This is a genomic window from Streptomyces sp. NBC_00328 (assembly GCF_036139655.1).
Taxonomy (GTDB): domain Bacteria; phylum Actinomycetota; class Actinomycetes; order Streptomycetales; family Streptomycetaceae; genus Streptomyces.
The window spans coordinates 2,507,770-2,530,319 of record NZ_CP108013.1 but is presented as its reverse complement, the minus strand read 5'-3'; the positions used below and the strand labels follow the sequence as shown (position 1 = coordinate 2,530,319).

Below are 22,550 nucleotides of genomic sequence, written 5' to 3'. Positions count from 1 at the left end.
AAGTCTCCTTCGCTAGTCCGGCCCCATTCTGCCCTGCTACCCGGTGCCCGACCCGGGCGCCCTGACCGGGAGCGGATACACCGGGGGAGTACCACCGAATTCCGGACACACCGCCTGGTGATCACACCAGCCGCAGAGCTTCGTGGGACGCGGCCGCCACTCACCCGTCTCCGTCGCCTCCCGGATCGCGTCCCACAGTGCGAGCAGCTTGCGCTCGACCCGCTCCAGATCCCCGATCTCGGGGTCGTACGTCAGCACGTCACCGCTGCCCAGATAGACCAGCTGCAGACGGCGCGGAACCACCCGCTTCAGCCGCCACACCACCAGCGCGTAGAACTTCATCTGGAACAGAGCACCCTCGGCGTACTCGGGCCGCGGCGCCTTCCCCGTCTTGTAGTCCACGATCCGGACCTCGCCCGACGGCGCCACATCGACCCGGTCGATGATCCCGCGCAACGTCAGCCCGGAATCCAGCCGCGCCTCCACGAACAGCTCCCGCTCGGCCGGCTCCAGCCGCGTCGGGTCCTCCAGCGTGAACCAGCGCTCCACCAGCCGCTCCGCCTCGGACAGCCAGCGCGCCAGCCGCTCGCCCTCAGGGTCGTCCGCGAACAGCTCCACGACCTCCGGCTTCGTCTCCCGCAACCGGTCCCACTGCGCGGGGATCAACGACTTGGCACGCGGTGCCGTCCGGTCCACGGCCGGCGCGTCGAACAGCCGCTCCAGGACCGCGTGCACCAGCGTCCCCCTGGTCGCCGCCTCACTCGGCTTCTCCGGCAGCTTGTCGATCACCCGGAACCGGTACAGCAACGGACACTGCATGAAGTCACTGGCACGCGAGGGCGACAGCGAGGCGGGCGCGCGCGCGACCACGGGAGCCGGACCGTCGGCGACGGCCCCGCCGGTCACGGCCGCTTCTTCGGGCACGGCGCCCTCGGTGCTGGTTTCCATGACAACAGACCATACGGCCCGCCACCGACAGCGAACCGGTCCCGGCGGGCACGACGGCACGCAAAACAGAAGGGGTGCCGGGGCGGAACGCACCGCGACGGCCGCATACCATCGACCCAGACCCTCCCGCTCCGCATGAACCGGGGGCGGGGGACGCTTCGAACGAGGGGACATCGTGGACGAGAGCGGCGGGAGCGGGCAGCCGCGGTCCGGCACCGGCGAGGCGACCGAGCGCCACGGGAGGCCCCCGGCCTCCACCGGTCCGGCCTCCGGCGCGCACCCCGGACCGGCAGGGCCCGAGACCACCGGGCCGGACCCCACGGCCCCCGATCACGACTCCCGGACCCGGACGCAGTCCGGCACGGACACCGGCACCCGGGCCGCGAGCGAGCCCCCCGCACGGTCCGATGACACCCCCCGGCCGGGCGACGAAGCCCCCGACCAGCCCGAGACCGGCCCCCACGACAGCACCACGGATCGCGGCCGGCCCGGACCCGAGGCGACCCCCGCATCCGCGCCCGAGACCGCGGCCCACCCCGAACCGGCCCGCGACCCCCTCGCGAAGGCACCCGCCTCCACCGAGCGCACCGAGGAGATCGCGGCCCACGGCGAACCCTCCCAGCCCTCCGAACCCTCCGAGCCGGCCTACGGCCGGGTCCAGGGCCAGGACCACGACGGACTCACCGGCGCCCGTCGCACCGGCACCACCAAAGGACGCCCCCCGCGCCGGCCCAAGGAACCCGGCGGCGGACTCCTCATGGGCCGGCCCTTCGGCGTACCCGTGTACGTCGCACCCAGCTGGTTCCTCGTAGCCGCCCTGATCACCTGGGTCTTCGGCGGCCAGCTCGACCGCGTCCTGCCCGAACTCGGCGCAGCCCGCTACCTCGTCTCCCTCTTCTTCGCCGTCGCCTTCTACGCCTCCGTACTCGTCCACGAACTCGCCCACACCGTCGCCGCCCTCCGCTTCGAACTCCCGGTCCGCCGCATCCAGCTCCAGTTCTTCGGCGGCGTCTCCGAAATCGAGAAGGAAGCCGAGACCCCCGGCCGCGAGTTCGTCCTCGCCTTCGTCGGCCCCCTCCTCTCCCTCGTCCTGTCCGGCCTCTTCTACCTCGCCACGCTGCCCGTCGAGCCCGGCACCGTCCCCGGCGTCCTGCTCGCCGGCCTGATGATCTCCAACCTCATCGTCGCCGCCTTCAACCTCCTCCCCGGCCTCCCCCTCGACGGCGGACGCATGCTCCGCGCCGTCGTCTGGAAGATCACCGGCAGAGCCATGAGCGGCACCGTCGCCGCCGCATGGGTCGGCCGCGCCCTCGCCGTCTCCGTACTCATCGGACTGCCCCTCCTCACCCAGTCCGGGACACTCGGCGCAGCCCCCGAGAACGTCGGCAGCATGGACACCATCACCGACGCCCTCCTCGCCGCCATCCTCGCGGCCATCATCTGGACCGGCGCCGGCAACAGCCTCCGCACGGCCCGCCTGCGCGAACACCTGCCGGAACTGCGTGCCCGCTCCCTCACCCGCCGCGCCGTCCCCGTCGAGACCGCCACCCCCCTCTCCGAGGCACTGCGCCGAGCCAACGACGTCGGCGCCCGCGCACTCGTCGTCGTCGACGCCGACGGCGAACCCCTCTCCCTGGTCCGCGAAGCCGCCATCGTCGGCGTCCCCGAACACCGCCGCCCCTGGGTCGCCGTCAGCGGCCTCGCCCAGGACCTCACCGACGGCATGCGGATCTCCGCCGAACTCGCCGGAGAGGACCTCCTCGACGTCCTGCGCGCCAGCCCCGCCACCGAATACCTCGTCGTCGAGGACTCCGGCGAGATCTACGGCGTCCTGTCCGCCGCCGACGTCGAACGCGCCTTCGTCAAAGCCATGGCCCGCCCCTCCTGACCGTGGTCGGCGGCCCCGCCGGGGACCGGTAGGCTGTTCACATGTCCGAACCGACCGGTGCCGCCCGCAGGCGCGGGCCCTTCAAGGTCGGGGACCAGGTTCAGCTGACCGACCCCAAGGGCCGCCACTACACGTTCACGCTCGAGGCCGGGAAGAACTTCCACACCCACAAGGGTTCCTTCCCCCACGACGAGCTGATCGGCGCTCCCGAGGGCAGCGTTGTCCGCACCACGGGAAACGTCGCCTATCTCGCGCTGCGCCCCCTGCTCCCCGACTACGTCCTGTCCATGCCCCGCGGTGCCGCCGTGGTCTACCCCAAGGACGCGGGGCAGATCCTGGCCTTCGCCGACATCTTCCCCGGCGCCCGCGTCGTGGAAGCGGGAGTCGGCTCCGGCTCGCTGAGCAGCTTCCTGCTGCGCGCCATCGGCGACCAGGGCATGCTGCACTCCTACGAGCGCCGCGAGGACTTCGCCGAGATCGCCCAGCAGAACGTGGAGCGCTACTTCGGCGGACCCCACCCCGCCTGGCAGCTCACCGTCGGCGACCTCCAGGACAACCTGAGCGACACCGACGTCGACCGGGTCATCCTCGACATGCTCGCTCCCTGGGAGTGCCTGGAGGCCGTCTCCAAGGCACTCGTCCCCGGCGGCATCCTCTGCTGCTACGTGGCGACGACCACCCAGCTCGCCCGGACCGTCGAATCCATCCGCGAGATCGGCTGCTTCAACGAGCCGACCGCCTGGGAATCGATGATCCGCAACTGGCACATCGAGGGCCTGGCCGTCCGCCCGGACCACCGCATGATCGGCCACACCGGCTTCCTGCTGACCGCCCGCCGCCTCGCGGACGGCGTCGAGCCGCCCATGCGCCGCCGCCGCCCCGCCAAGGGCGCGTACGGCGAGGACTACTCCGGTCCCAACGCCGACGGCGGCGCCGCCCGCTGACGGACCCAACGCATCACGCCTGTGGCCGAGTTCCCGGAACCCTCCGGGAACTCGGCCACAGCGCTTCCGCGTTGACACACCGGCTGACCCGCCACCAGAAACCGGTGGACGGCCCCGGGAAGCCGAGGCGACCAGCCTCCCGAGCCCGGCCGACGGACCGTTCACAAGGCCGTTCGCCAGGCAGCCGACGGGCCGTGAAGTCCACGGGCAAGGTCGGCCAAGAGGCAACCAGGTGCGCCGGGCGAAACCCCGGCGGTCTGCCGGCGGGCCGGGGGGCGGGGTGCCCGCGGAGCACGCCGACAGGCCTTCTGGAGTGCCTCCCGGAATGCCCACGGCACGTACCTGCCGCAGGGCCGCGGTGGAGCGACGCCGGAGCTCCTCCGGCACTGTCTCCGGCCGGGCATCGGGCCTGAGGCAGCGCCGCCGGCCCGCAGTCGCCGCCGGCCCGCAGCCCGTGAGCGGCCGACGCCGCCCCCGCCCGACGGGCAGCCCCGTACCCGCCCCTCACGCACGCGTCCCCGGACCGCATCGCACCCGAGCCCCGACCGGCCCTCCATGCCCCTGACCGCAGCGCCACGGTCCGCCGGGACCCGGCGGACAGCGCGCCCCTCCGGACCCCTCCCGGCGTCTCGGCCGGAGCCGTGCAGAGGCCCCGCCGAAGACCGCGCCGGAACGCCTCACAAGTCCGGACCCCGCCGTTCCACCAGCCTGTGACGTGTGGCACCATGCGGGACACCCACCCCACCGGCACAGCCCTCGCGGGAGAAACCCCAAGTGCAGCAATCCGTTGTCCCGGAACTGGCACACACACAGACCAGCCCCATCCAGTGGGTCGCCACGGCCACCGCCATCGCCGGAGTCGTGGCGCTGTCCTCCCTCGCCCAGCCCGACCCGGCGAGGGCGGCCCAGCCCGGCGCAGGACCCAGCACGGCGACGGCACCGGCGGCAGCCCCCGACCCGACCGGCGTCGACTTCCCGATCGTCTGCGGACCCGTCAAGGTCCTCGTCGAGAAGAAGGCCTCCGGAGACCTGGACGGCGACGGCCGCCCGGAGACCGTGGCCGTCGTCCGCTGCGACGCCGGCTCGGGCACCCCGCCCAGCGGCGTCTACGTCCTCACCCAGGCCGAGGGAGCACAGCGGCCCCGGGTCGTCGCGACCCTGATCGACCCCAAGGACCGCCTCAGCGTCACGGACTTCGCGGTCAGCGACGGAGACGTCACCGCCACACTGCTCGGCTACTCCTCGGCCGACGTACCGAGTTGCTGCCCCGACCTGAGGCAGAACGCCAAGTGGCAGTGGAAGAACGGCGCGTTCATCCGCTCGACACCGTCCGAAGCACGCGGTGCCTGAACGCGCCCCCGGCGCAAGACCCGAACAAAAGACAACACCCTCCGCGACGCGGAGGGTGCGAGGAACCGGTCACGCGATGACGCGGGGTGCCCTGACGGTCACTCCGCGTCGGGACCGAAGATCTCGACCTTGTCCGAAACGCGACGGACATGGATGCAGTCCCCCGGACACTCCTTCGCCGAGTCCGCCACATCGCGCAGAAGCGGCAGGGGCACGGGCGTTGTGGCCCCCACGGCCTGCAGAAGCTCGTCCTCGGCGCTCTTCACATAGGCCAGGCCGTCAATGTCCAGCTCAAAGACCTCGGGCGCGTACTGGACACAGATCCCGTCGCCGGTACAGAGATCCTGGTCGATCCAGACCTCAAGCGCCTCGCCGTCGACTCCGGCCTCCTGCTGCACGGTCATTTCTCCTGCCGTTTTCTGCGTCGAGCGGACCGAAGACTGGGGAATCGGGCCAGCTCTGACGGGTGTTGAACACTTCGACCCTACCTCCGTCCGCTTCCCAAGCATGTTCGGTGGGTATTCCCCTGGCGTGAGGGAGAGCGCAAGGGTGAAGATCGGACACACCCCGACAGTCTTTGTGATCTAGGGGTTTCAATCGACACCCACCCAGGTAGGGTCTGGAAGCGTCCAGCTCCCCTTGGAGGAGGTGAGGACCGTGGCAGCCCACGACGACGACATGAACCGCGGCATCCGCCCGGGAAGAGGGTCCGATGACCCCGCCGGGCAGATTGCCTACCTTGAGCAGGAGATCGCCGTCCTGCGACGCAAGCTCGCCGACTCTCCGCGACACACGAGGATTCTCGAAGAGCGGATCGTCGAGTTGCAGACCAACCTGGCAGGCGTGTCCGCACAGAACGAACGACTGGCGAACACACTCCGTGAGGCCCGCGACCAGATCGTGGCCCTCAAGGAGGAGGTCGACCGGCTCGCACAGCCGCCGGCCGGCTTCGGTGTCTTCCTCACGGCGAACGAGGACGGCACGGCCGACATCTTCACCGGGGGCCGCAAGCTCCGGGTGAACGTCAGCCCCAGCGTCGAGCTCGACGAGCTCAGGCGCGGCCAGGAAGTGATGCTCAACGAAGCCCTCAACGTGGTCGAGGCCATGGAGTACGAGAGCGTCGGCGAGATCGTCACCCTCAAGGAGATCCTGGAGGACGGCGAGCGCGCCCTCGTGCAGGGGCACACCGACGAGGAACGGGTGGTCCGGCTCGCCGAGCCGCTCCTGGACGTCAATATCCGTCCCGGGGACGCCCTGCTCCTCGAACCCCGTTCCGGCTACGTCTACGAGATCGTTCCCAAGAGCGAGGTCGAGGAACTCGTCCTCGAAGAGGTCCCGGACATCGGCTACGAGCAGATCGGCGGTCTGGGCGGCCAGATCGAGATGATCCGCGACGCGGTCGAGCTCCCGTACCTCTACCCCGACCTCTTCAAGGAGCACGAACTGCGGCCGCCCAAGGGCGTCCTGCTGTACGGGCCCCCCGGATGCGGAAAGACGCTCATCGCCAAGGCCGTGGCCAATTCGCTGGCCAAGAAGGTCGCCGAAGTGACCGGACAGGCCACCGGCAAGAGCTTCTTCCTCAACATCAAGGGCCCCGAGCTCCTGAACAAGTACGTCGGTGAGACCGAGCGGCAGATCCGGCTCATCTTCCAGCGTGCCCGGGAGAAGGCCAGCGAGGGCACACCCGTCATCGTCTTCTTCGACGAGATGGAGTCCCTCTTCCGCACCCGTGGATCAGGCGTCAGCTCGGACGTGGAGAACACCATCGTCCCGCAGCTCCTCGCCGAGATCGACGGCGTGGAGGGCCTGCAGAACGTGGTGGTGATCGGTGCCTCGAACCGTGAGGACATGATCGACCCCGCCATCCTGCGGCCCGGCCGGCTCGACGTGAAGATCAAGATCGAGCGCCCGGACGCCGAGGCGGCGAAGGACATCTTCCAGAAGTACCTCACCGAGCGTCTCCCGCTGCACCCCGAGGACGTGGGAGAGCACGGCGGCGACAGGGCGGCCACCGTCCACGGCATGATCCAGACAGCCGTGGAGCAGATGTACGCCGAATCGGAGGAGAACCGCTTCCTGGAGGTCACCTACGCCAACGGTGACAAGGAAGTCCTCTACTTCAAGGACTTCAATTCCGGCGCCATGATCGAGAACATCGTCGGCCGCGCCAAGAAGATGGCCATCAAGGACTTCTTGGAGCACAGCCAGAAGGGCCTCCGGGTCTCCCACCTCCTCCAGGCATGCGTGGACGAGTTCAAGGAGAACGAGGACCTGCCCAACACCACCAACCCGGACGACTGGGCCAGGATCTCCGGAAAGAAGGGCGAACGGATCGTCTATATCCGTACGCTCATCACCGGAAAGCAGGGCGCGGACACCGGACGCTCCATCGACACGGTGGCCAACACCGGTCAATACCTGTAAAAGACAGGGCGGCTGCGGGTGCCCTCGACGGGTATCCGCAGCCGACTGTTTTTCAGGACAAGGCCGGAGCACAGCAATGACGCAAATGATCTCCCCACCAGCGCAGTGGCGTTCTAGGCTCTTTCGTACCGCCGAGTCGCGCAGTGCGGGGACGGGCACCGCACACGCACCGGAGCGCCAGCGGTACTTGAGCAGCGCCCCCGACCGAGGGCGCCGCCGGGCAAGGAGGGCCGCATGACCGTACGGCGAGTAATGGGCATCGAGACGGAGTACGGGATCTCCGTCCCCGGTCACCCCAACGCCAATGCCATGCTCACCTCGTCCCAGATCGTCAACGCCTACGCGGCGGCGATGCACCGGGCGCGCCGCGCCCGCTGGGACTTCGAGGAGGAGAACCCGCTACGGGACGCGCGAGGCTTCGACCTCGCCCGGGAGGCCGCCGACACCAGCCAGCTCACCGACGAGGACATCGGCCTCGCCAATGTCATCCTCACCAACGGTGCACGGCTGTACGTCGACCACGCCCACCCGGAATACAGCTCCCCCGAAGTCACCAACCCGCGGGACGCGGTCCTGTGGGACAAGGCCGGCGAGCGCATCATGGCCGAGGCCGCGGAGCGCGCCGCCCAGCTTCCCGGCGCCCAGCCGATCCACCTCTACAAGAACAACACCGACAACAAGGGCGCCTCCTACGGCACGCACGAGAACTACCTGATGAAGCGGGAGACCCCCTTCTCGGACATCGTGCGGCACCTCACGCCGTTCTTCGTCTCACGCCAGGTCGTCACCGGAGCGGGCCGCGTCGGCATCGGCCAGGACGGACACGAGCACGGCTTCCAGCTCAGCCAGCGCGCCGACTACTTCGAGGTCGAGGTCGGCCTGGAGACGACCCTCAAGCGCCCCATCATCAACACCCGCGACGAACCGCACGCCGACGCCGAGAAGTACCGCCGGCTGCACGTGATCATCGGAGACGCCAACCTCTCCGAGATCTCGACCTACCTCAAGCTGGGCACGACGGCACTCGTCCTCTCCATGATCGAGGACGGCTTCATCGCCGTCGACCTGGCCGTCGACCAGCCCGTACGCACCCTCCACCAGGTCTCCCACGACCCGACCCTCAAGCGCCTGGTCACGCTCCGCAGCGGCCGCACGCTCACCGCCGTGCAACTGCAGATGGAGTACTTCGAGCTGTCGCGCAAATACGTGGAGGAGCGGTTCGGGGCGGACGCCGACGAACAGACCAAGGACGTCCTCCTGCGCTGGGAGGACACTCTGAACCGCCTGGAGAACGACCCGATGAGCCTCGCCGGAGAGCTCGACTGGGTCGCCAAGCGGGAGCTCATGGAGGGCTACCGGCGCCGCGACGACCTCGACTGGGACGCCGCCCGGCTGCACCTGGTCGACCTCCAGTACGCCGACGTACGGGCCGAGAAGGGCCTCTACAACCGTCTGGCGGCCCGGGGCAAGATCAAGCGCCTGCTGGACGAGAGCGAGGTCGAGCGGGCCCGCACGACACCGCCGGAGGACACCCGCGCCTACTTCCGCGGACGCTGCCTGGAACAGTACGCGGACGACGTTGCGGCGGCCTCCTGGGACTCGGTGATCTTCGACCTGCCCGGCCGGGACTCGCTCCAACGCGTCCCAACCCTGGAGCCGCTTCGCGGAACGCGTAATCACGTCAAGGCGCTCCTGGACCGCTGCCGTACGGCCGAGGACCTGGTCAGGGTGCTGTCGGGCAACTGAGCTTCCCCCGGGACGGCACCGGCCGGACAGGGTGGAATACCCGGCGTTACGGGAATCATCGAGATGGTCCCCGTACGTTGTGGCAACTGCGGGGCCGATGTCGGACCCTGCTTGTAGGGTCTGATCAAGAACGTCGAACCGAGCGGGGTGAGGGTTATGGCGACCAAGGACACCGGCGGCGGACAGCAGAAGGCGACGCGTTCCACCGAGGAGGCCGAGGAGCAGACACAGGACGCGCAAGCGACCGACGACCTCAAGGAACGCCAGGAAAAGCTGAGCGACGACGTCGACTCGGTTCTTGACGAAATTGACGATGTACTCGAAGAGAACGCCGAGGATTTCGTGAGGTCCTTCGTTCAGAAGGGCGGGCAGTAAAGCCACTTTTTCCATCGAATCGAAGGTTCGAGCCGAACGTGGCTGAAGAAGTGGAAGCGCGAAGCTGCTCGCGGTGTAAGCAGAACAAACCGCGGGCGGCCTTCGCGAGCAACAGGTCGATGCCCGACGGTCTCCAGGCGTACTGCCGGGAATGCTCCGCGGAGTACTACCGGCAGCGCCAGGAGGCCAAGGGCAGAACGGTACGGGTCAAGGTGCCTGTGCCGCGGGGCCACAAGCGCTGCCCGCAGTGCCAGGTCGTGAAGCCGCACTCCGCGTGGGAGCGCAACAAGTCCTCCTCGGACGGCTGGGCGAGCTACTGCCGTGAGTGCCGTGCGGAGCGGAACCGAATCAGCTATTTCCAGCGCAAGTACGGCCTCACACCAGCCGAGTTGGACGCGATGGTCGCGGAGCAGCGGGGAATCTGCTGTATCTGCCTAACCGCCCCTGCCGAACATGTGGATCACTGTCACCAGACGGGTAGGGTCCGAGGCGTACTGTGCTTCAGCTGCAACGCTGCACTGGGGCAGTTCAAGGATCGGCCCGACGTCATGAGACGGGCTGCGACATACCTGGAAGGAAACGCGTGGAAGCCAACACTCGTAGCACCGGGCGTCTACCGGCTGCCTTCCTGACGCCCGGGTCGTCGTCCTTCATGGACTTCCTGTCCGAGCACCAGCCGGAGATGCTCCCGGGCAAGCGGCAACTGCCGCCCGTCCAGGGTGTGATCGAGGCCCCGCACGGCACGACGATCGTCGCCGTCACGTTCCCCGGCGGAGTCGTGCTCGCCGGTGACCGGCGGGCCACGATGGGGAACGTCATCGCCCAGCGCGACATCGAGAAGGTCTTCCCGGCCGACGAGTACTCGGCGGTGGGCATCGCCGGCACGGCGGGCCTGGCCGTGGAGATGGTGAAGCTGTTCCAGCTGGAGCTGGAGCACTTCGAGAAGGTGGAGGGCGCGCAGCTCTCCCTGGAGGGCAAGGCGAACCGCCTGTCCACGATGATCCGTTCCAACCTCGGCATGGCCATGCAGGGTCTCGCCGTGGTCCCCCTGTTCGCGGGCTTCGACGTGGACCGCGGCAAGGGCCGCATCTTCTCCTACGACGTCACCGGCGGCCGCTCCGAGGAGCACGGCTACGCGGCCACGGGCTCCGGCTCGCTCTTCGCGCGCGGTGCCATGAAGAAGCTCTACGCCAGGGATCTGACGGAGGACCAGGCGACGACGCTGGTCATCCAGGCCCTGTACGACGCGGCCGACGACGACTCGGCGACCGGTGGTCCCGATGTCGCGCGCCGGATCTACCCGATCGTCACCGTGATCACCGAGAGCGGCTTCCGCCGGCTCACCGACGAGGAGTCCTCCGAGATCGCCCGCGCGATCCTGGAGCGGCGCCTGGAGCAGCCCGACGGCCCGCGCGCCGCGCTGCTCTGAGTCCGGCCTCTTTTCCCAGGTGATCCAGTGACTTCGACAGAAAGGGACGGATAGCCGGTGTCGACGCCGTTCTATGTCTCACCCCAGCAGGCGATGGCCGACCGGGCGGAGTACGCCCGCAAGGGCATCGCCCGTGGCCGCAGCCTGGTCGTGCTGCAGTACGCCGACGGCATCGTGTTCGTCGGCGAGAACCCGTCCCGCGCGCTGCACAAGTTCAGCGAGATCTACGACCGGATCGGCTTCGCGGCCGCCGGTAAGTACAACGAGTACGAGAACCTGCGGATCGGCGGTGTGCGTTACGCCGATCTGCGCGGCTACACGTACGACCGTGCCGATGTGACCGCTCGTGGTCTGGCCAATGTGTACGCCCAGACGCTGGGCACGATCTTCTCGTCGGCGGCGGAGAAGCCGTACGAGGTGGAGCTGGTGGTCGCCGAGGTCGGGGAGACGCCCGACGGTGACCAGATCTACCGGTTGCCGCACGACGGTTCGATCGTGGACGAGCACGGCTCGGTCGCTGTCGGCGGTAACGCCGAGCAGATCAGTACGTATCTGGATACGCAGCACCAGGACGGCATGTCGCTGGCCGGGGCGCTGAAGCTGGCTGTTCAGTCGCTGTCCCGGGAGCCGAACGGTGGCGAGCGGGAGATTCCGGCGGAGCGGCTGGAGGTCGCGGTGCTGGACCGGACGCGGCCGCAGCAGCGGAAGTTCAAGCGGATCGTGGGCCGTCAGCTGGACAGGTTGCTGGAGGCCGGGGGCGCGGAGACGGCGACGGAGGCCGAGGACGCCGACGACGACGAGTGAGGTCGTGGTCGGACCTCGTGTCCGTCCGGGTGTTCGTACGGAAGGGGCCGCCCCGGTGCAGACCGGTGCGGCCCCTTCCGTGTGCGGTGGGAGGCGGGGCTGTCCCGGACAGGTCCTACGCGCCAGGAGGGGCCGTGGAGCCCCGTACGACGAGTTCGACGGGGATGTCCTCCTGTGGGGGCGTGCGGCCGTCGAGGACGGCCAGGAGGGCTTTCATGCCCTGTTCGCCGAATCGTTCGGCGTCCAGGCGGACCGTGGTGAGTTCGGGGTCGAGGGCGCGGGCCAGGGCGAGGTCGTCGAGTCCGGTGACGGAGATGTCGTCGGGGATGCGCAGGCCGAGGCGGCGGGCGGCTTTGTAGGCGCCCGCGGCGAGTTTGTCGTCGTCGCAGACGATCGCGGTGGGGCGGGGTCCGGGGGTGGAGAGTGCGGTCTGGGCGGCGGCCAGGGCGTCTTCGAAGGAGATGGGGGCGCGGGCGACCCGCAGGCTGGTCCCGGGGACTTCGACGAGGCAGGAGGCCAGTTCGCGGGCGCGGACCTCGAAGGTCCAGGAGGGGATGTCGGCCGCGAGGTGCAGGAAGCGGCGGTGGCCGAGTGCCAGGAGGTGGTCGGTGACCTGGCGTACGCCGTCGGCGATGTCGAGGTTGACGGTGGCGGCGCCCTGGCTGCCGGCGGGGTCGCTGTCGAGCATGACGAGGGGGAGCTGGTCGCCGCGGATCGCGGTGAGGGCGTCGGCCGCCATGGAGGAGGCGATGACGCCGTCGAGGGCGGCCTGGGCGGAGCCGAAGGGGTCGCGGGCGGGGCCGATGCCTTCGGGGGAGGGGTAGAGGACGACGCCGAAGCCGTGCTGGGCGGCTACGCGGGCGGCGCCGGTGTAGACGCCCGCGAAGAATTCGGTGGTGAGGGCGGGGACGACCAGCAGGACGGTGCGGGTGCGGCCGAGGCGGAGGTTGCGGGCGGCCAGGTTGGGGCGGTAGCCGAGTTCCTGGGCCGCGTCGCGGACGCGGTCGGCGGTCGCGGCGGAGACGCGGCCGCGCCACTTGTCGCCCAGGACGAGGGAGACGGCTGCCTGGGAGACCCCGGCGGCCTCGGCGACGTCCCGGCTGGTGGGGCGCGTGCTACCTCTTGCCACCGTGGGCCTGCTCCTTCGTCTGGACTCCCGGTCAGCGCACATGGTACGTATTGAGGGAGGCGTTATACGTAACACTTGGACGTCACGCGCTACCGGAAGGGCATGCCATGGCCGCGGGATACCTGGAGATCCTCAGGGCGAGGCATGCCGCCAGGCTGCTCGCGGGGACGCTGGTGGGGCGGCTGCCGAACGCCACGGCGGCCATCGCCGTCGTGCTGTTCGTGCGGGCCGGGGGCGGTACGTACAGCCTGGCGGGCGCGCTCGCGGCGGTGTACGGGGTGGCCAACGCGGTCGGGCAGCCACTGCTCGGCCGGCTGGTGGACCTGTACGGCCAGCCCCGGGTGCAACTGCCCGCCGCGGTCGTCTCGGCGCTCGGCATGGGCGTCTTCGCCCTGGCCGGAACGGAGCCGGTGGGGCTCGCCTGCGCCGCGATGGCCGTGGCCGGCCTCTTCACGCCGCCTCTGGAGGGCGGCCTGCGGGCGCTGTGGCCCTCCGTGCTGGGCGAGGAGGAGCAGGTGCACACCGCGTACGCGATGGACGCGGTGGCGCAGGAAGTCATGTTCACCGTCGGGCCCTTGCTGGTGACGCTGTGCGTGTCGCTCTGGTCCGCGCAGGCCGCTCTGCTGATCCTGGCCGTCATCGGTGTCCTGGGTGCCCTCTCCGTGGTCGTCTCGGAGCCCTCGCGCACGTGGCGTTCGGCTCCGCGCGAGGCGCACTGGCTGGGCGCTCTGCGTTCGCCGGGGCTGCTGGCCCTGCTCGGGGCGTTCCTGTTCATCGGGATCGCGCTCGGTTCGATCACGGTGGCGGCGGTGCCGTACGCCGACGCGCACGGCGGGGACGTGGTGTACGGCTGGCTGATGGCGGGCATCGGGCTCGGGGCGCTGCTGGGCGGTGTGGTCTACGGCGCGCGTCGCTGGGGCGGGGCGCCGGAGCGGCGACTGCGGGTGCTGGTGGCCCTTCTGGCGGTGTGTTACGTCCCGCTGGTGCTGGTGCCGGGTCCGGTGGCCATGACGGGGCTTGCGACGCTTGCGGGGGTGTTCCTCGCGCCGAGCATCGCGTGTGCCTTCGTGCTGGTGGACCGGCACGCGCCCACCGGTACGGTCACCGAGGCTTTTTCCTGGCTCGTGACGACCTTCACCGTGGGTGCTTCGGTGGGAACGGGTGTCGCGGGGCCGGTCGTGGAGTGGGGCGGGGCGGGGCGGGGCTTCGCCGTTCCGGGGGTCGCGGGAGCTGCCGCGCTGGTGGTTCTGCTGGCCACGGGCCGGGTCCTCGCAGGTACCGGGAGGGGCGAGGTTGTTGCGGTCTCATCGGAAAATGATCCAAACCGAGCCGTCGAACCCCGTTTCAGCTCAGGGGATCGGGCGTAATGTTCAGTCATGGACCGCCGCATTTTCGGGCTGGAGAACGAGTACGGCGTCACGTGTACGTTCAGGGGACAGCGTCGGCTGTCTCCCGACGAGGTGGCGCGGTACCTCTTCCGCCGTGTCGTGTCATGGGGCCGCAGCAGCAATGTCTTTCTGCGGAACGGTGCCCGCCTTTATCTCGACGTGGGATCACATCCGGAATACGCGACACCCGAATGTGACAACGTGACGGAGCTCGTCACCCACGACAAGGCCGGCGAGCGCATTCTCGAAGGTCTCCTGGTAGACGCCGAACGACGCCTGCACGAGGAAGGGATCGCGGGCGACGTCTATCTGTTCAAGAACAACACCGACTCGGCAGGAAACTCCTACGGGTGCCACGAGAACTATCTGGTGGCCCGGCACGGGGAGTTCTCCCGGCTCGCGGACATTCTCATTCCGTTCCTGGTCACGAGGCAGTTGCTGTGCGGTGCGGGCAAGGTGCTGCAGACTCCGCGCGGTGCCGTGTACTGCGTCAGCCAGCGGGCGGAGCACATCTGGGAGGGCGTCAGCTCGGCGACGACCCGGTCCCGGCCCATCATCAACACGCGTGACGAGCCGCACGCGGACGCCGAGCGCTATCGCCGTCTGCATGTGATCGTCGGCGACTCGAACATGTCCGAGACGACGATGCTCCTCAAGGTCGGTGCCACGGACCTCGTGCTGCGCATGATCGAGGCGGGCACCGTCATGCGCGACCTGACTCTGGAGAACCCCATCCGGGCGATCCGTGAGGTCAGTCATGACATCACGGGCCGCCGGAAGGTGCGCCTGGCCAGTGGCCGTGAGGCCTCCGCGCTGGAGGTGCAGCGCGAGTACTACGAGAAGGCCGTGGACTTCTGTGAGCGCCGCGGTATCCGCACCGGGACCGTCGAACAGGTCCTCGAACTGTGGGGCCGTGTGCTCGACTCGATCGAGGCCGAGGACCTCGACCGGATCGGTACCGAGATCGACTGGGTGATGAAGTACCAGCTCATCGAGCGGTACCGGGCGAAGCACAACATGACCATGTCGCACCCCCGGGTCGCGCAGATAGACCTCGCCTACCACGACATCCACCGCCGTCGTGGCCTGTACTACCTGCTGGAGAGGAAGGGGCAAGCCGCGCGGATCTGCAACGACTTGAAGATCTTCGAGGGCAAGTCGGTGCCGCCGCAGACCACTCGGGCGCGTCTGCGCGGTGACTTCATCCGGCGGGCCCAGGAGCAGCGGCGGGACTTCACCGTCGACTGGGTGCACCTGAAGCTCAACGATCAGGCGCAGCGCACGGTGTTGTGCAAGGACCCGTTCCGTTCGGTGGACGACAGGGTGGAGAAGCTGATCGCCGGAATGTGAGCCGGGAGTTTCGTGGGTGACGCGGAACGCAACGCGGGGCGCCGTACGTTTTCCGTACGGCGCCCTGCTCACGTCGTAGAGTTGCGCGCACGCCATCCACCAAGATCGACCGATACGAGGCCCCCACCGTGCGCCGACGCTCACTCCTTCTCTCCGTACCCGCTGGACTGGTCACACTCGCCGGATGCGGTGACGACGGCAAGTCAGACACGGCGAAGTCCAGCAACAGCCCGTCGCCCTCGGCTTCCGCGGCGGCGTCCGCGCCGCCCCCGCCGAAGATCGTCGACGGTCCGCTGCCGGCGATCACGGCCGGTACGAAGTTCGGTGAGAAGCCGACCGTGGCCAAGGGCACGGGGGAGCCGTCGAAGGATCTCGCGGTCCGGACGGTGATCGCGGGCAACGGCAAGACGGTCGCGGAGAACGACTACATCCAGGCCAACTACCTGGGTCAGATCTGGGCCACGGCGAAGGTCTTCGACAACTCCTACGACCGGGGGGCGCCGCTGGTCATCCAGCTGGCGCAGGGCAGCATCATCGACGGCTGGCGTTATGGTCTGGTCGGCAAGAAGACCGGCAGCCGCGTCGAGATGGCGGTGCCGCCGACCTGGGGTTATGGCTCGGAGGGCAACGCGCAGGCGGGTATCAAGGGCACGGACACGCTGGTGTTCGTGGTGGACATCGTGGACACGTTCAACTCCAAGAGTTCCGCCAAGGGCAAGAACGTGCCGCAGGATGACGCCTCGCTGCCGACGGTCGGCACGAACACGGACGGCGCCGCTCCCAAGATCACGGTGCCGAAGAAGGCCGCTCCCACGAAGCTCGTGGCGAACTACGTGATCGAGGGCGACGGCGACGAGCTCAAGGCCGACAGCAGCGTCCTGGTGCAGTACGAGGGTGTGCTGTGGGACGGCGGCAAGGAGTTCGACTCGACGTACAAGCGGGGCCAGCTGACGCAGTTCTCGCTGCAGCAGGTCGTCAAGGGCTGGGCGCAGGGGCTGACCGGCAAGAAGGTGGGCAGCCGTGTCCTCATCGTGATTCCGCCGGCTCTGGGCTACGGCGACAACCCGCCGGCGGGCAGCGGTATCAAGAAGGACTCCACCCTGGTCTTCTCGGTCGACATCCTGGCGACGTTCTGACCCCTCCGGGGATGTAAGACTGTCCATGTTGTCCTTACGTACACAAAGCAGGAGCAAAGACGTGAGCATCGAGAAGCCCGAGATCGATTTCCCCGAGGGCCAGCCGCCGGCGGACCTTGAGATCAAGGACATCTGGGAGGGCGACGGCCCCGAGGCCAAGTCGGGTCAGAACGTCACGGTGCACTACGTGGGTGTGGCGTTCAGCACGGGCGAGGAGTTCGACGCGAGCTGGAACCGGGGCGAGCCGTTCCGCTTCCCGCTCGGTGGCGGCCGTGTCATCAAGGGCTGGGACAAGGGTGTGCAGGGCATGAAGGTCGGCGGCCGTCGCCGGCTGACGATCCCCGCCCACCTCGCCTACGGCGACCAGAGCCCGACCCCGGCGATCAAGCCCGGTGAGACGCTGATCTTCGTGGTCGACCTGATCGCGGTCTGATCCAGGCGGACCGGATCCGATCTGGATCCGATCATCTGGGGCCCATGTCCGTCCGGGCATGGGCCCTCGGCTTTTGCCGCGACACTCCGGAGCGGTACGGTCATCGGTCGGAAGCACCATAGGAAGGGCGTCGATGGCCATTGCCAAGGCCGAGCGGCTGATGAACCTCGCACTGTGTCTGCTCGGGACGCGGCGGCCGCTCAGCAAGCGGGAACTCCGCGGGTCCATCGAGGCCTACCTCGAAGCCGGATCGGATGACGCCTTCAACCGGATGTTCGAGCGGGACAAGGACGATCTGCGCGAACTCGGCCTGGTCATCGAGACGGTGGAGAACCTCGACGGCGACGTCGGCTACCTCGCCCGCCGCGACAGCAACCGCCTGCCGCCGATCACCCTCGACGCCGAGGAGGCCGCCGCCCTCGGTCTGGCCGCCAAGGTCTGGCAGCAGGCACGGCTGGCCGGGGCCGCGAGCGGCGCGCTCCAGAAGCTGCGCGCCGCGGGTCTGCCCGAGGACGTGGACCCGTACGGATCCCACGGCGCCCTCGAACCGCACATCCCCGTCCACGAGGCGGCCTTCGAGCCCCTGATGCTCGCCTGCCGCGACCGTCGCCCGGTCGTCTTCGACTACCGCAAGGGCAACGCGGCGCAGCCCGGGACCCGGCATGTCGAGCCCTGGGCCCTGGAGTGCTGGCGCGGCCACTGGTATCTCGCGGGCTGGGACCGGGACCGCGGCGCCGAGCGCGTCTTCAGGCTCTCCCGGATCACCGGCAAGGTCCGCGCGCGTGCGGGCCGCTACACCGCCGAGGTCCCCGACGTCGTGACTGTGCGCGAGACGGTGGCCGGCTGGGCGGGGGAGATCACCGACCGTTCGGCGCTGATCCGGCTGCGTTCCGGCGCCGGCTACCCGCTGCGTTCCAAGGCCGCCTCCGTACGGGAACTGGGCGACGGCTGGGACGAGTTGGAGATTCCGTACGGGCACGGTCTGGACGCCTGGCTCGTCGAGTTCGGGCCGGACGTGGTGGTCGTGGAGCCCGCCGAACTGCGGGCCGATGTGGTCGACCGGCTGCGCGCCGTGGCCAAGGGCTGAGGGGAAAGTAAGAAAGTGGCAGGAAAACCGGCCAGGCCCACGAACGCGATCGACCAGACCCGGCGGATGCTCTCGCTGGTGACGTATCTGCGCGAGCGCCCCGGCGCCCGGGTCGGTGATGTCGCCCGCGCCTTCGGAATCACCGAGGACGAGCTGATCTCCGACCTCGACGTGCTGCCGCTGTGCGGGACCAGTTTCCGCGGCGGGGATCTGCTCGACATCGACACCGACGGCGACCGGATCTGGTGGCACAACCCGGACGACGTCGCCGAGCCGCTGCGTATCGCCGCCGACGAGGCGACCGCGCTGCTGGTGGCCGCCCGCGCGGTGTCCACCCTGCCCGGCCTGCGCGAGGGCGACCGGCAGGCGCTGCTGCGGGCCACCGCCAAGGTGGAGGCCGCCTCGGGCGAGGCGGCGGGTGCCAGTTCCCGGCTGTCGGTGACCTTCGAGTCCGAGGGCGGCGTCTTCGCCGACGTGGACCGGGCGATCTCCGAGCGGCGCCGGCTGTGGATCCGCTACTACTCGCCCTCGCGGGACGAGCTGAGCGAACGCGAGATCGACCCGATCCGCCTGGTCAGCGTCGGGCACACCTATGTGGAGGCCTGGTGCCGCCGCTCCGAGGCGCGCCGGACCTTCCGGCTCGACCGGGTCGCCGAGATCCGCATCCTGGACGAGCCGTCCGCGCCGCCGGAGATCGAGCTGCGGGACCTGTCCGAGGGGCTGGTCCAGCCCGCGGCCGAGGATCCGGAGGTGGTCGTGGAGGTGGGTCCCGGCGGGCGCTGGGTCGCCGAGTACTACCCGCACGACAGCGCGGATGAGCTGCCGGACGGCGGGCTGCGTATCACCTTGCGGACCCCCGATCCCACGTCGCTGCGGCGGCTGGCCCTGCGTCTCGGCGGTGACGGCCGGATCGTCTCGCCGCAGGCTCTCGCGGACAGCGCCCGCAGCGCGGCCCGTGAGGCGCTCGCCGCCTACGACGGGCCGGACGGGCTCGGGGCGGTCCCGGACAGGCCGTACGAGGGGCGGGAGCAGGGGCTTTGAGGACGTCGTCGTCTGGTGCGCAGGGAAGGCCGGGGAGCCCGGAGAAGCCGGGTTCCGTGCGGCGGGCGGGGGCGCCGGGGCGCGCCGGGTCTGCCACGGGTACGGCGGGACGGGCCGGGTCGGCCCCGGGCGCGCCGGAGATGTCGGTGGGGACGGCCTTCGCCGGGATGCGCCGGGTGGTCGAGGTGATGTTCAAGGCCGCCTGCCCCGACTGCCGGGCCGGCTTCGAGCTCACGCCCGGTGCCCTGCGCCTGGCCATCGGCGCCAGCAGCCGCACGACGTTCTACTCGTTCACCTGCCCCGCCTGCGGGTCCGCCGTCCGCAAGCCCGCCGGAGAACGCATCGTCGAGCTCCTCACCGGGGGCGGGGTCCGCACGCTGCGGCTGCACTCCACTCTCTAGTGGGGTACTAGGGTCGTCGTCATGTTCTGGCCGATGTTTGCGATCGCCGCGGGTTTCCTGGGAATCACGGTTCTCGGGGTTCTCGCCGTCCGTGTCTTCCTGGAAGCGGAGCGTCTGGGCCGCCAGGTCGCCGATTCCGCCCGCCGTATCAGCTCAGCCTCCGAAGACCTGGAAAGAGCCGCGGTCGGGGCGGCACGCTCCATGGACGCGGTATGAGTCGTTCCATGGATGCGCAATGAGTCACGACAGCCTGTCGACTTGTTACGGCGGCCAGGTACGCTCAGGGGCGCAGCCCGGAGAATGAGGCGCGGGCCGCGAACTGGGAGTACGCACAGGGATTGCCCCGCGTTTACCCCTGAGCGTTACGATCGCTGACAGCACGATGATCGGACACACGTCCGATCGATCGGCCGGCACCCCGACCATGCAGCCTCGGTGAGAAGGTAAAGACTTATGTTCGGAAGGCTCGGAGCTCCCGAGATCATTCTCATCCTCGTCGTCATCATCCTGCTGTTCGGCGCGAAGAAGCTTCCGGACATGGCGCGCTCCCTCGGCAAGTCCGCCCGGATCCTCAAGAGCGAGGCGAAGGCGATGAAGGACGAGGGCAGCACCCCGGCCCCGGCCGGCCCGCCCAGCACCGACGAGCAGACCCCCGCTCAGCGCACCATCCAGGCCGCTCCCGGCGACGTGACCAGCTCGCGCCCGGTCAACGAGCCGACGGACACGACCCAGCGCTGACGCAGGGCCGGTGACATCCGGCCCGCCGCATGAGATGAGGATGTGGGTTGCTCAAGTCTGCCCGCAACACGGAGAGGGATCCCGAAGGGCGCATGCCTCTCGCGGACCATCTTCGCGAGCTCCGCAACCGGCTCGCGAAGGCGGTGCTGGCCATCGTCCTGGTGACGATCGTCGCGGCCTTCTACTACAACGACATCATCGACTTCTTCACGAAGCCGGTCCTGGACTCCGTCGGGTGTCCGGAGACCTTCGCCGAGCTGGCGAAGCAGCCCAAAGAACATCAGTGCGCGCAGATCACCATCAACGGTCTGCTCGCCCCGTTCACCCTGGCGCTGAAGGTCTCCCTGATGGCGGGCGTCGTGCTCGCCTCGCCGGTCTGGCTCTACCAGCTCTGGGCGTTCGTCGCACCGGGTCTGCACAAGAGCGAGAAGAAGTACGCGTACGCGTTCGTCGCATCGGGTGTTCCGCTGTTCTTCGGCGGTGCCTTCTTCGCCTACAAGGTGCTGCCCACCACGGCGAAGGTACTGATGGAGTTCACGCCGAACGGCGTCAACAACCTGCTGCCGCTGGACGACCTGCTCGACCTGGTCACGCGCATGGTGGTGGTCTTCGGCCTCTCCTTCGAGCTGCCGCTGCTCCTGGTGATGCTCAACCTCACGGGCATCCTCACCGGCCGGCGCATGCTCAGCTGGTGGCGCGGCATGATCATCGGCATCACGGTCTTCGCGGCGCTCGCCACCCCGAGCACCGACCCGCCGACCATGCTGGCGCTCGCCGGGCCGATCTGGATCCTGTACTTCGCCGCGACCGCGTTCTCGCTGCTCAACGACCGGCGCAAGCGCCGGCGCGATGAGTCCGGGCCGGCCGACGACGAGGCCTCCGACCTCGACCTCACGCCCGAGGACATCGGCGGCGTCGAGAACGTGACGACCGCCCCGACTCTTCCGGAGCAGACCAGTACGGACCGGGTCAACGGTTATGACGACGTGACCTGACGGAGTCCGTGACCTCGTAGGGTCAGCCTGTGACCAGCGAGATCACCCTCTTCGTCAACCCCACCGCGGGCCGCGGCCGGGGCGCCCGAGCGGCGCTGCCGGCCGCTTCCGCTTTGCGTGCCGCGGGATTCTCCGTCGAGACGGTCCAGGGCGAGGACCCGGTGGACGCCCTCGCGCGGGCGCGCGAGGCGGTCGCTTCCGGCACCGGTGCCCTCGTCGCGGTCGGCGGTGACGGCATGGCGAACCTGGCCCTCCAGGCCGTCGCCGGGACCCGTACCCCCTTCGGTCTGGTGGCCGCCGGGACGGGCAACGACTTCGCGCGCGCCCTCGGCCTGCCCGTGGGCGACCCCGCGGCGGCGGGACGGATGATCGCCGAGGCGCTGCGGGGCGAGCGGCTGCGCGAGGTCGACCTGGGCCGGGTGAACGGCACCTGGTTCGGCACCGTCCTCGCCTCCGGGTTCGACTCCCGGGTCAACGACCGCGGGAACCGGATGCGCCTGCCCGTCGGCCGTTTCAAGTACGACGTCGCCATGGTCGCCGAACTGGCCGCCTTCCGGCCCGTCGGGTACCGCATCACGCTGGACGGCGGCGAGACGCTGGAGACCGAGGCGACGCTGGTCGCCGTCGGCAACGGCTCGTCGTACGGCGGCGGCATGAGGATCTGTCCGGGTGCGAGCCTCGGCGACGGACTGTTCGACATCACGGTGGTCGGGGACTGCTCCCGCTCGACCCTGCTCAAGATCTTCCCGCGGGTCTACCGGGGTACCCACGTCAGCCATCCCGTGGTGAGCGTGCACCGGGCGGCGCGGGTCGAGCTCCTCGCCGAGGGCGTCACCGGGTACGCGGACGGCGAGCCGCTGGGCCCGCTGCCGCTCACCGCGGAGTGCATACGGGCCGCTGTGCGCGTCGCACTTCCCTGAGCTGCGGGGATCCGGGGTTTCACA

General features: G+C 69.5%; 23 protein-coding genes. 20 read left to right on the top strand and 3 right to left on the bottom strand.

Annotation, left to right across the window (positions count from 1 at the left end; all coding sequences use genetic code 11):
* Positions 1-36 precede the first annotated feature (36 nt).
* Positions 37-948 (bottom strand): RecB family exonuclease, encoded by a 912-nt coding sequence (locus OG485_RS11065; RefSeq protein ID WP_328667883.1) that lies wholly within the window; start codon positions 946-948, stop codon positions 37-39.
* A gap of 175 nt (positions 949-1,123) precedes the next feature.
* Here OG485_RS11065 and OG485_RS11060 point away from each other — a divergent pair, with 175 nt between their 5' ends.
* The 3 genes from OG485_RS11060 (at position 1,124) to OG485_RS11050 (ending at position 5,130) form a co-directional block, all read left to right on the top strand.
* Complete coding sequence (locus OG485_RS11060; protein WP_328667882.1) at positions 1,124-2,836, top strand: site-2 protease family protein; 1,713 nt, start codon at positions 1,124-1,126, stop codon at positions 2,834-2,836.
* Positions 2,837-2,877: 41 nt separating this feature from the next.
* Positions 2,878-3,780 (top strand): tRNA (adenine-N1)-methyltransferase, encoded by a 903-nt coding sequence (locus tag OG485_RS11055; protein ID WP_266756841.1) that lies wholly within the window; start codon positions 2,878-2,880, stop codon positions 3,778-3,780.
* A gap of 774 nt (positions 3,781-4,554) precedes the next feature.
* Complete coding sequence (locus OG485_RS11050; protein ID WP_328667881.1) at positions 4,555-5,130, top strand: hypothetical protein; 576 nt, start codon at positions 4,555-4,557, stop codon at positions 5,128-5,130.
* A gap of 98 nt (positions 5,131-5,228) precedes the next feature.
* Here OG485_RS11050 and OG485_RS11045 read toward each other — a convergent pair whose 3' ends face one another.
* Positions 5,229-5,534 carry a ferredoxin gene (locus OG485_RS11045; protein WP_326788766.1) on the bottom strand — a complete coding sequence of 102 codons (306 nt, stop codon included), beginning with the start codon at positions 5,532-5,534 and terminating at the stop codon, positions 5,229-5,231.
* 253 nt (positions 5,535-5,787) lie between these two features.
* Here OG485_RS11045 and arc point away from each other — a divergent pair, with 253 nt between their 5' ends.
* From arc to prcA, 6 genes are all read left to right on the top strand, one after another.
* Positions 5,788-7,554, top strand: coding sequence for a proteasome ATPase (gene arc / locus OG485_RS11040; RefSeq protein ID WP_326788767.1), 1,767 nt, complete (start codon positions 5,788-5,790; stop codon positions 7,552-7,554).
* Positions 7,555-7,788: 234 nt separating this feature from the next.
* A complete protein-coding gene (gene dop / locus OG485_RS11035; protein WP_443048681.1) occupies positions 7,789-9,300 on the top strand; it encodes a depupylase/deamidase Dop in 1,512 nt (503 codons plus the stop codon).
* Between the two features lie 156 nt (positions 9,301-9,456).
* Positions 9,457-9,675 (top strand): ubiquitin-like protein Pup, encoded by a 219-nt coding sequence (locus OG485_RS11030; RefSeq protein ID WP_328667880.1) that lies wholly within the window; start codon positions 9,457-9,459, stop codon positions 9,673-9,675.
* 119 nt (positions 9,676-9,794) lie between these two features.
* Entirely contained in the window at positions 9,795-10,307 is a 513-nt protein-coding gene (locus OG485_RS11025) for an endonuclease VII domain-containing protein (RefSeq protein WP_266765603.1), read from the top strand.
* The gene (prcB, locus tag OG485_RS11020) at positions 10,259-11,104 is read left to right on the top strand and encodes a proteasome subunit beta (RefSeq protein ID WP_326788769.1); all 846 of its coding nucleotides are present in this window, start codon (positions 10,259-10,261) and stop codon (positions 11,102-11,104) included. Before OG485_RS11025 ends, prcB begins: the two co-directional genes overlap by 49 nt.
* A gap of 57 nt (positions 11,105-11,161) precedes the next feature.
* Complete coding sequence (gene prcA, locus OG485_RS11015; protein WP_328667879.1) at positions 11,162-11,908, top strand: proteasome subunit alpha; 747 nt, start codon at positions 11,162-11,164, stop codon at positions 11,906-11,908.
* A 115-nt stretch (positions 11,909-12,023) separates the two neighbouring features.
* Here prcA and OG485_RS11010 read toward each other — a convergent pair whose 3' ends face one another.
* Positions 12,024-13,037: a LacI family DNA-binding transcriptional regulator gene (locus OG485_RS11010; protein ID WP_328667878.1), complete on the bottom strand. Its 1,014-nt coding sequence runs from the start codon at positions 13,035-13,037 to the stop codon at positions 12,024-12,026.
* Between the two features lie 107 nt (positions 13,038-13,144).
* Between OG485_RS11010 and OG485_RS11005 the strand changes: the two genes are divergently transcribed.
* From OG485_RS11005 to OG485_RS10955, 11 genes are all read left to right on the top strand, one after another.
* Positions 13,145-14,404: an MFS transporter gene (locus tag OG485_RS11005; protein ID WP_328667877.1), complete on the top strand. Its 1,260-nt coding sequence runs from the start codon at positions 13,145-13,147 to the stop codon at positions 14,402-14,404.
* Between the two features lie 9 nt (positions 14,405-14,413).
* Positions 14,414-15,775 (top strand): Pup--protein ligase, encoded by a 1,362-nt coding sequence (pafA, locus tag OG485_RS11000; protein WP_019066118.1) that lies wholly within the window; start codon positions 14,414-14,416, stop codon positions 15,773-15,775.
* 128 nt (positions 15,776-15,903) lie between these two features.
* A complete protein-coding gene (locus OG485_RS10995; protein WP_328667876.1) occupies positions 15,904-16,911 on the top strand; it encodes an FKBP-type peptidyl-prolyl cis-trans isomerase in 1,008 nt (335 codons plus the stop codon).
* A gap of 61 nt (positions 16,912-16,972) precedes the next feature.
* The gene (locus tag OG485_RS10990; RefSeq protein ID WP_328667875.1) at positions 16,973-17,344 is read left to right on the top strand and encodes an FKBP-type peptidyl-prolyl cis-trans isomerase; all 372 of its coding nucleotides are present in this window, start codon (positions 16,973-16,975) and stop codon (positions 17,342-17,344) included.
* Between the two features lie 133 nt (positions 17,345-17,477).
* Entirely contained in the window at positions 17,478-18,431 is a 954-nt protein-coding gene (locus tag OG485_RS10985; RefSeq protein ID WP_328667874.1) for a helix-turn-helix transcriptional regulator, read from the top strand.
* 15 nt (positions 18,432-18,446) lie between these two features.
* A complete protein-coding gene (locus OG485_RS10980) occupies positions 18,447-19,472 on the top strand; it encodes a helix-turn-helix transcriptional regulator (RefSeq protein ID WP_328454264.1) in 1,026 nt (341 codons plus the stop codon).
* A gap of 140 nt (positions 19,473-19,612) precedes the next feature.
* Entirely contained in the window at positions 19,613-19,873 is a 261-nt protein-coding gene (locus OG485_RS10975) for a hypothetical protein (protein WP_103553753.1), read from the top strand.
* Between the two features lie 21 nt (positions 19,874-19,894).
* Positions 19,895-20,089: a hypothetical protein gene (locus OG485_RS10970; protein ID WP_326788777.1), complete on the top strand. Its 195-nt coding sequence runs from the start codon at positions 19,895-19,897 to the stop codon at positions 20,087-20,089.
* A 237-nt stretch (positions 20,090-20,326) separates the two neighbouring features.
* The gene (gene tatA, locus OG485_RS10965; RefSeq protein WP_328667873.1) at positions 20,327-20,611 is read left to right on the top strand and encodes a Sec-independent protein translocase subunit TatA; all 285 of its coding nucleotides are present in this window, start codon (positions 20,327-20,329) and stop codon (positions 20,609-20,611) included.
* 47 nt (positions 20,612-20,658) lie between these two features.
* The gene (gene tatC, locus OG485_RS10960; protein WP_328667872.1) at positions 20,659-21,606 is read left to right on the top strand and encodes a twin-arginine translocase subunit TatC; all 948 of its coding nucleotides are present in this window, start codon (positions 20,659-20,661) and stop codon (positions 21,604-21,606) included.
* Positions 21,607-21,635: 29 nt separating this feature from the next.
* Positions 21,636-22,526, top strand: coding sequence for a diacylglycerol kinase (locus OG485_RS10955; protein ID WP_328667871.1), 891 nt, complete (start codon positions 21,636-21,638; stop codon positions 22,524-22,526).
* The last annotated feature ends 24 nt before the right edge of the window (positions 22,527-22,550 follow it).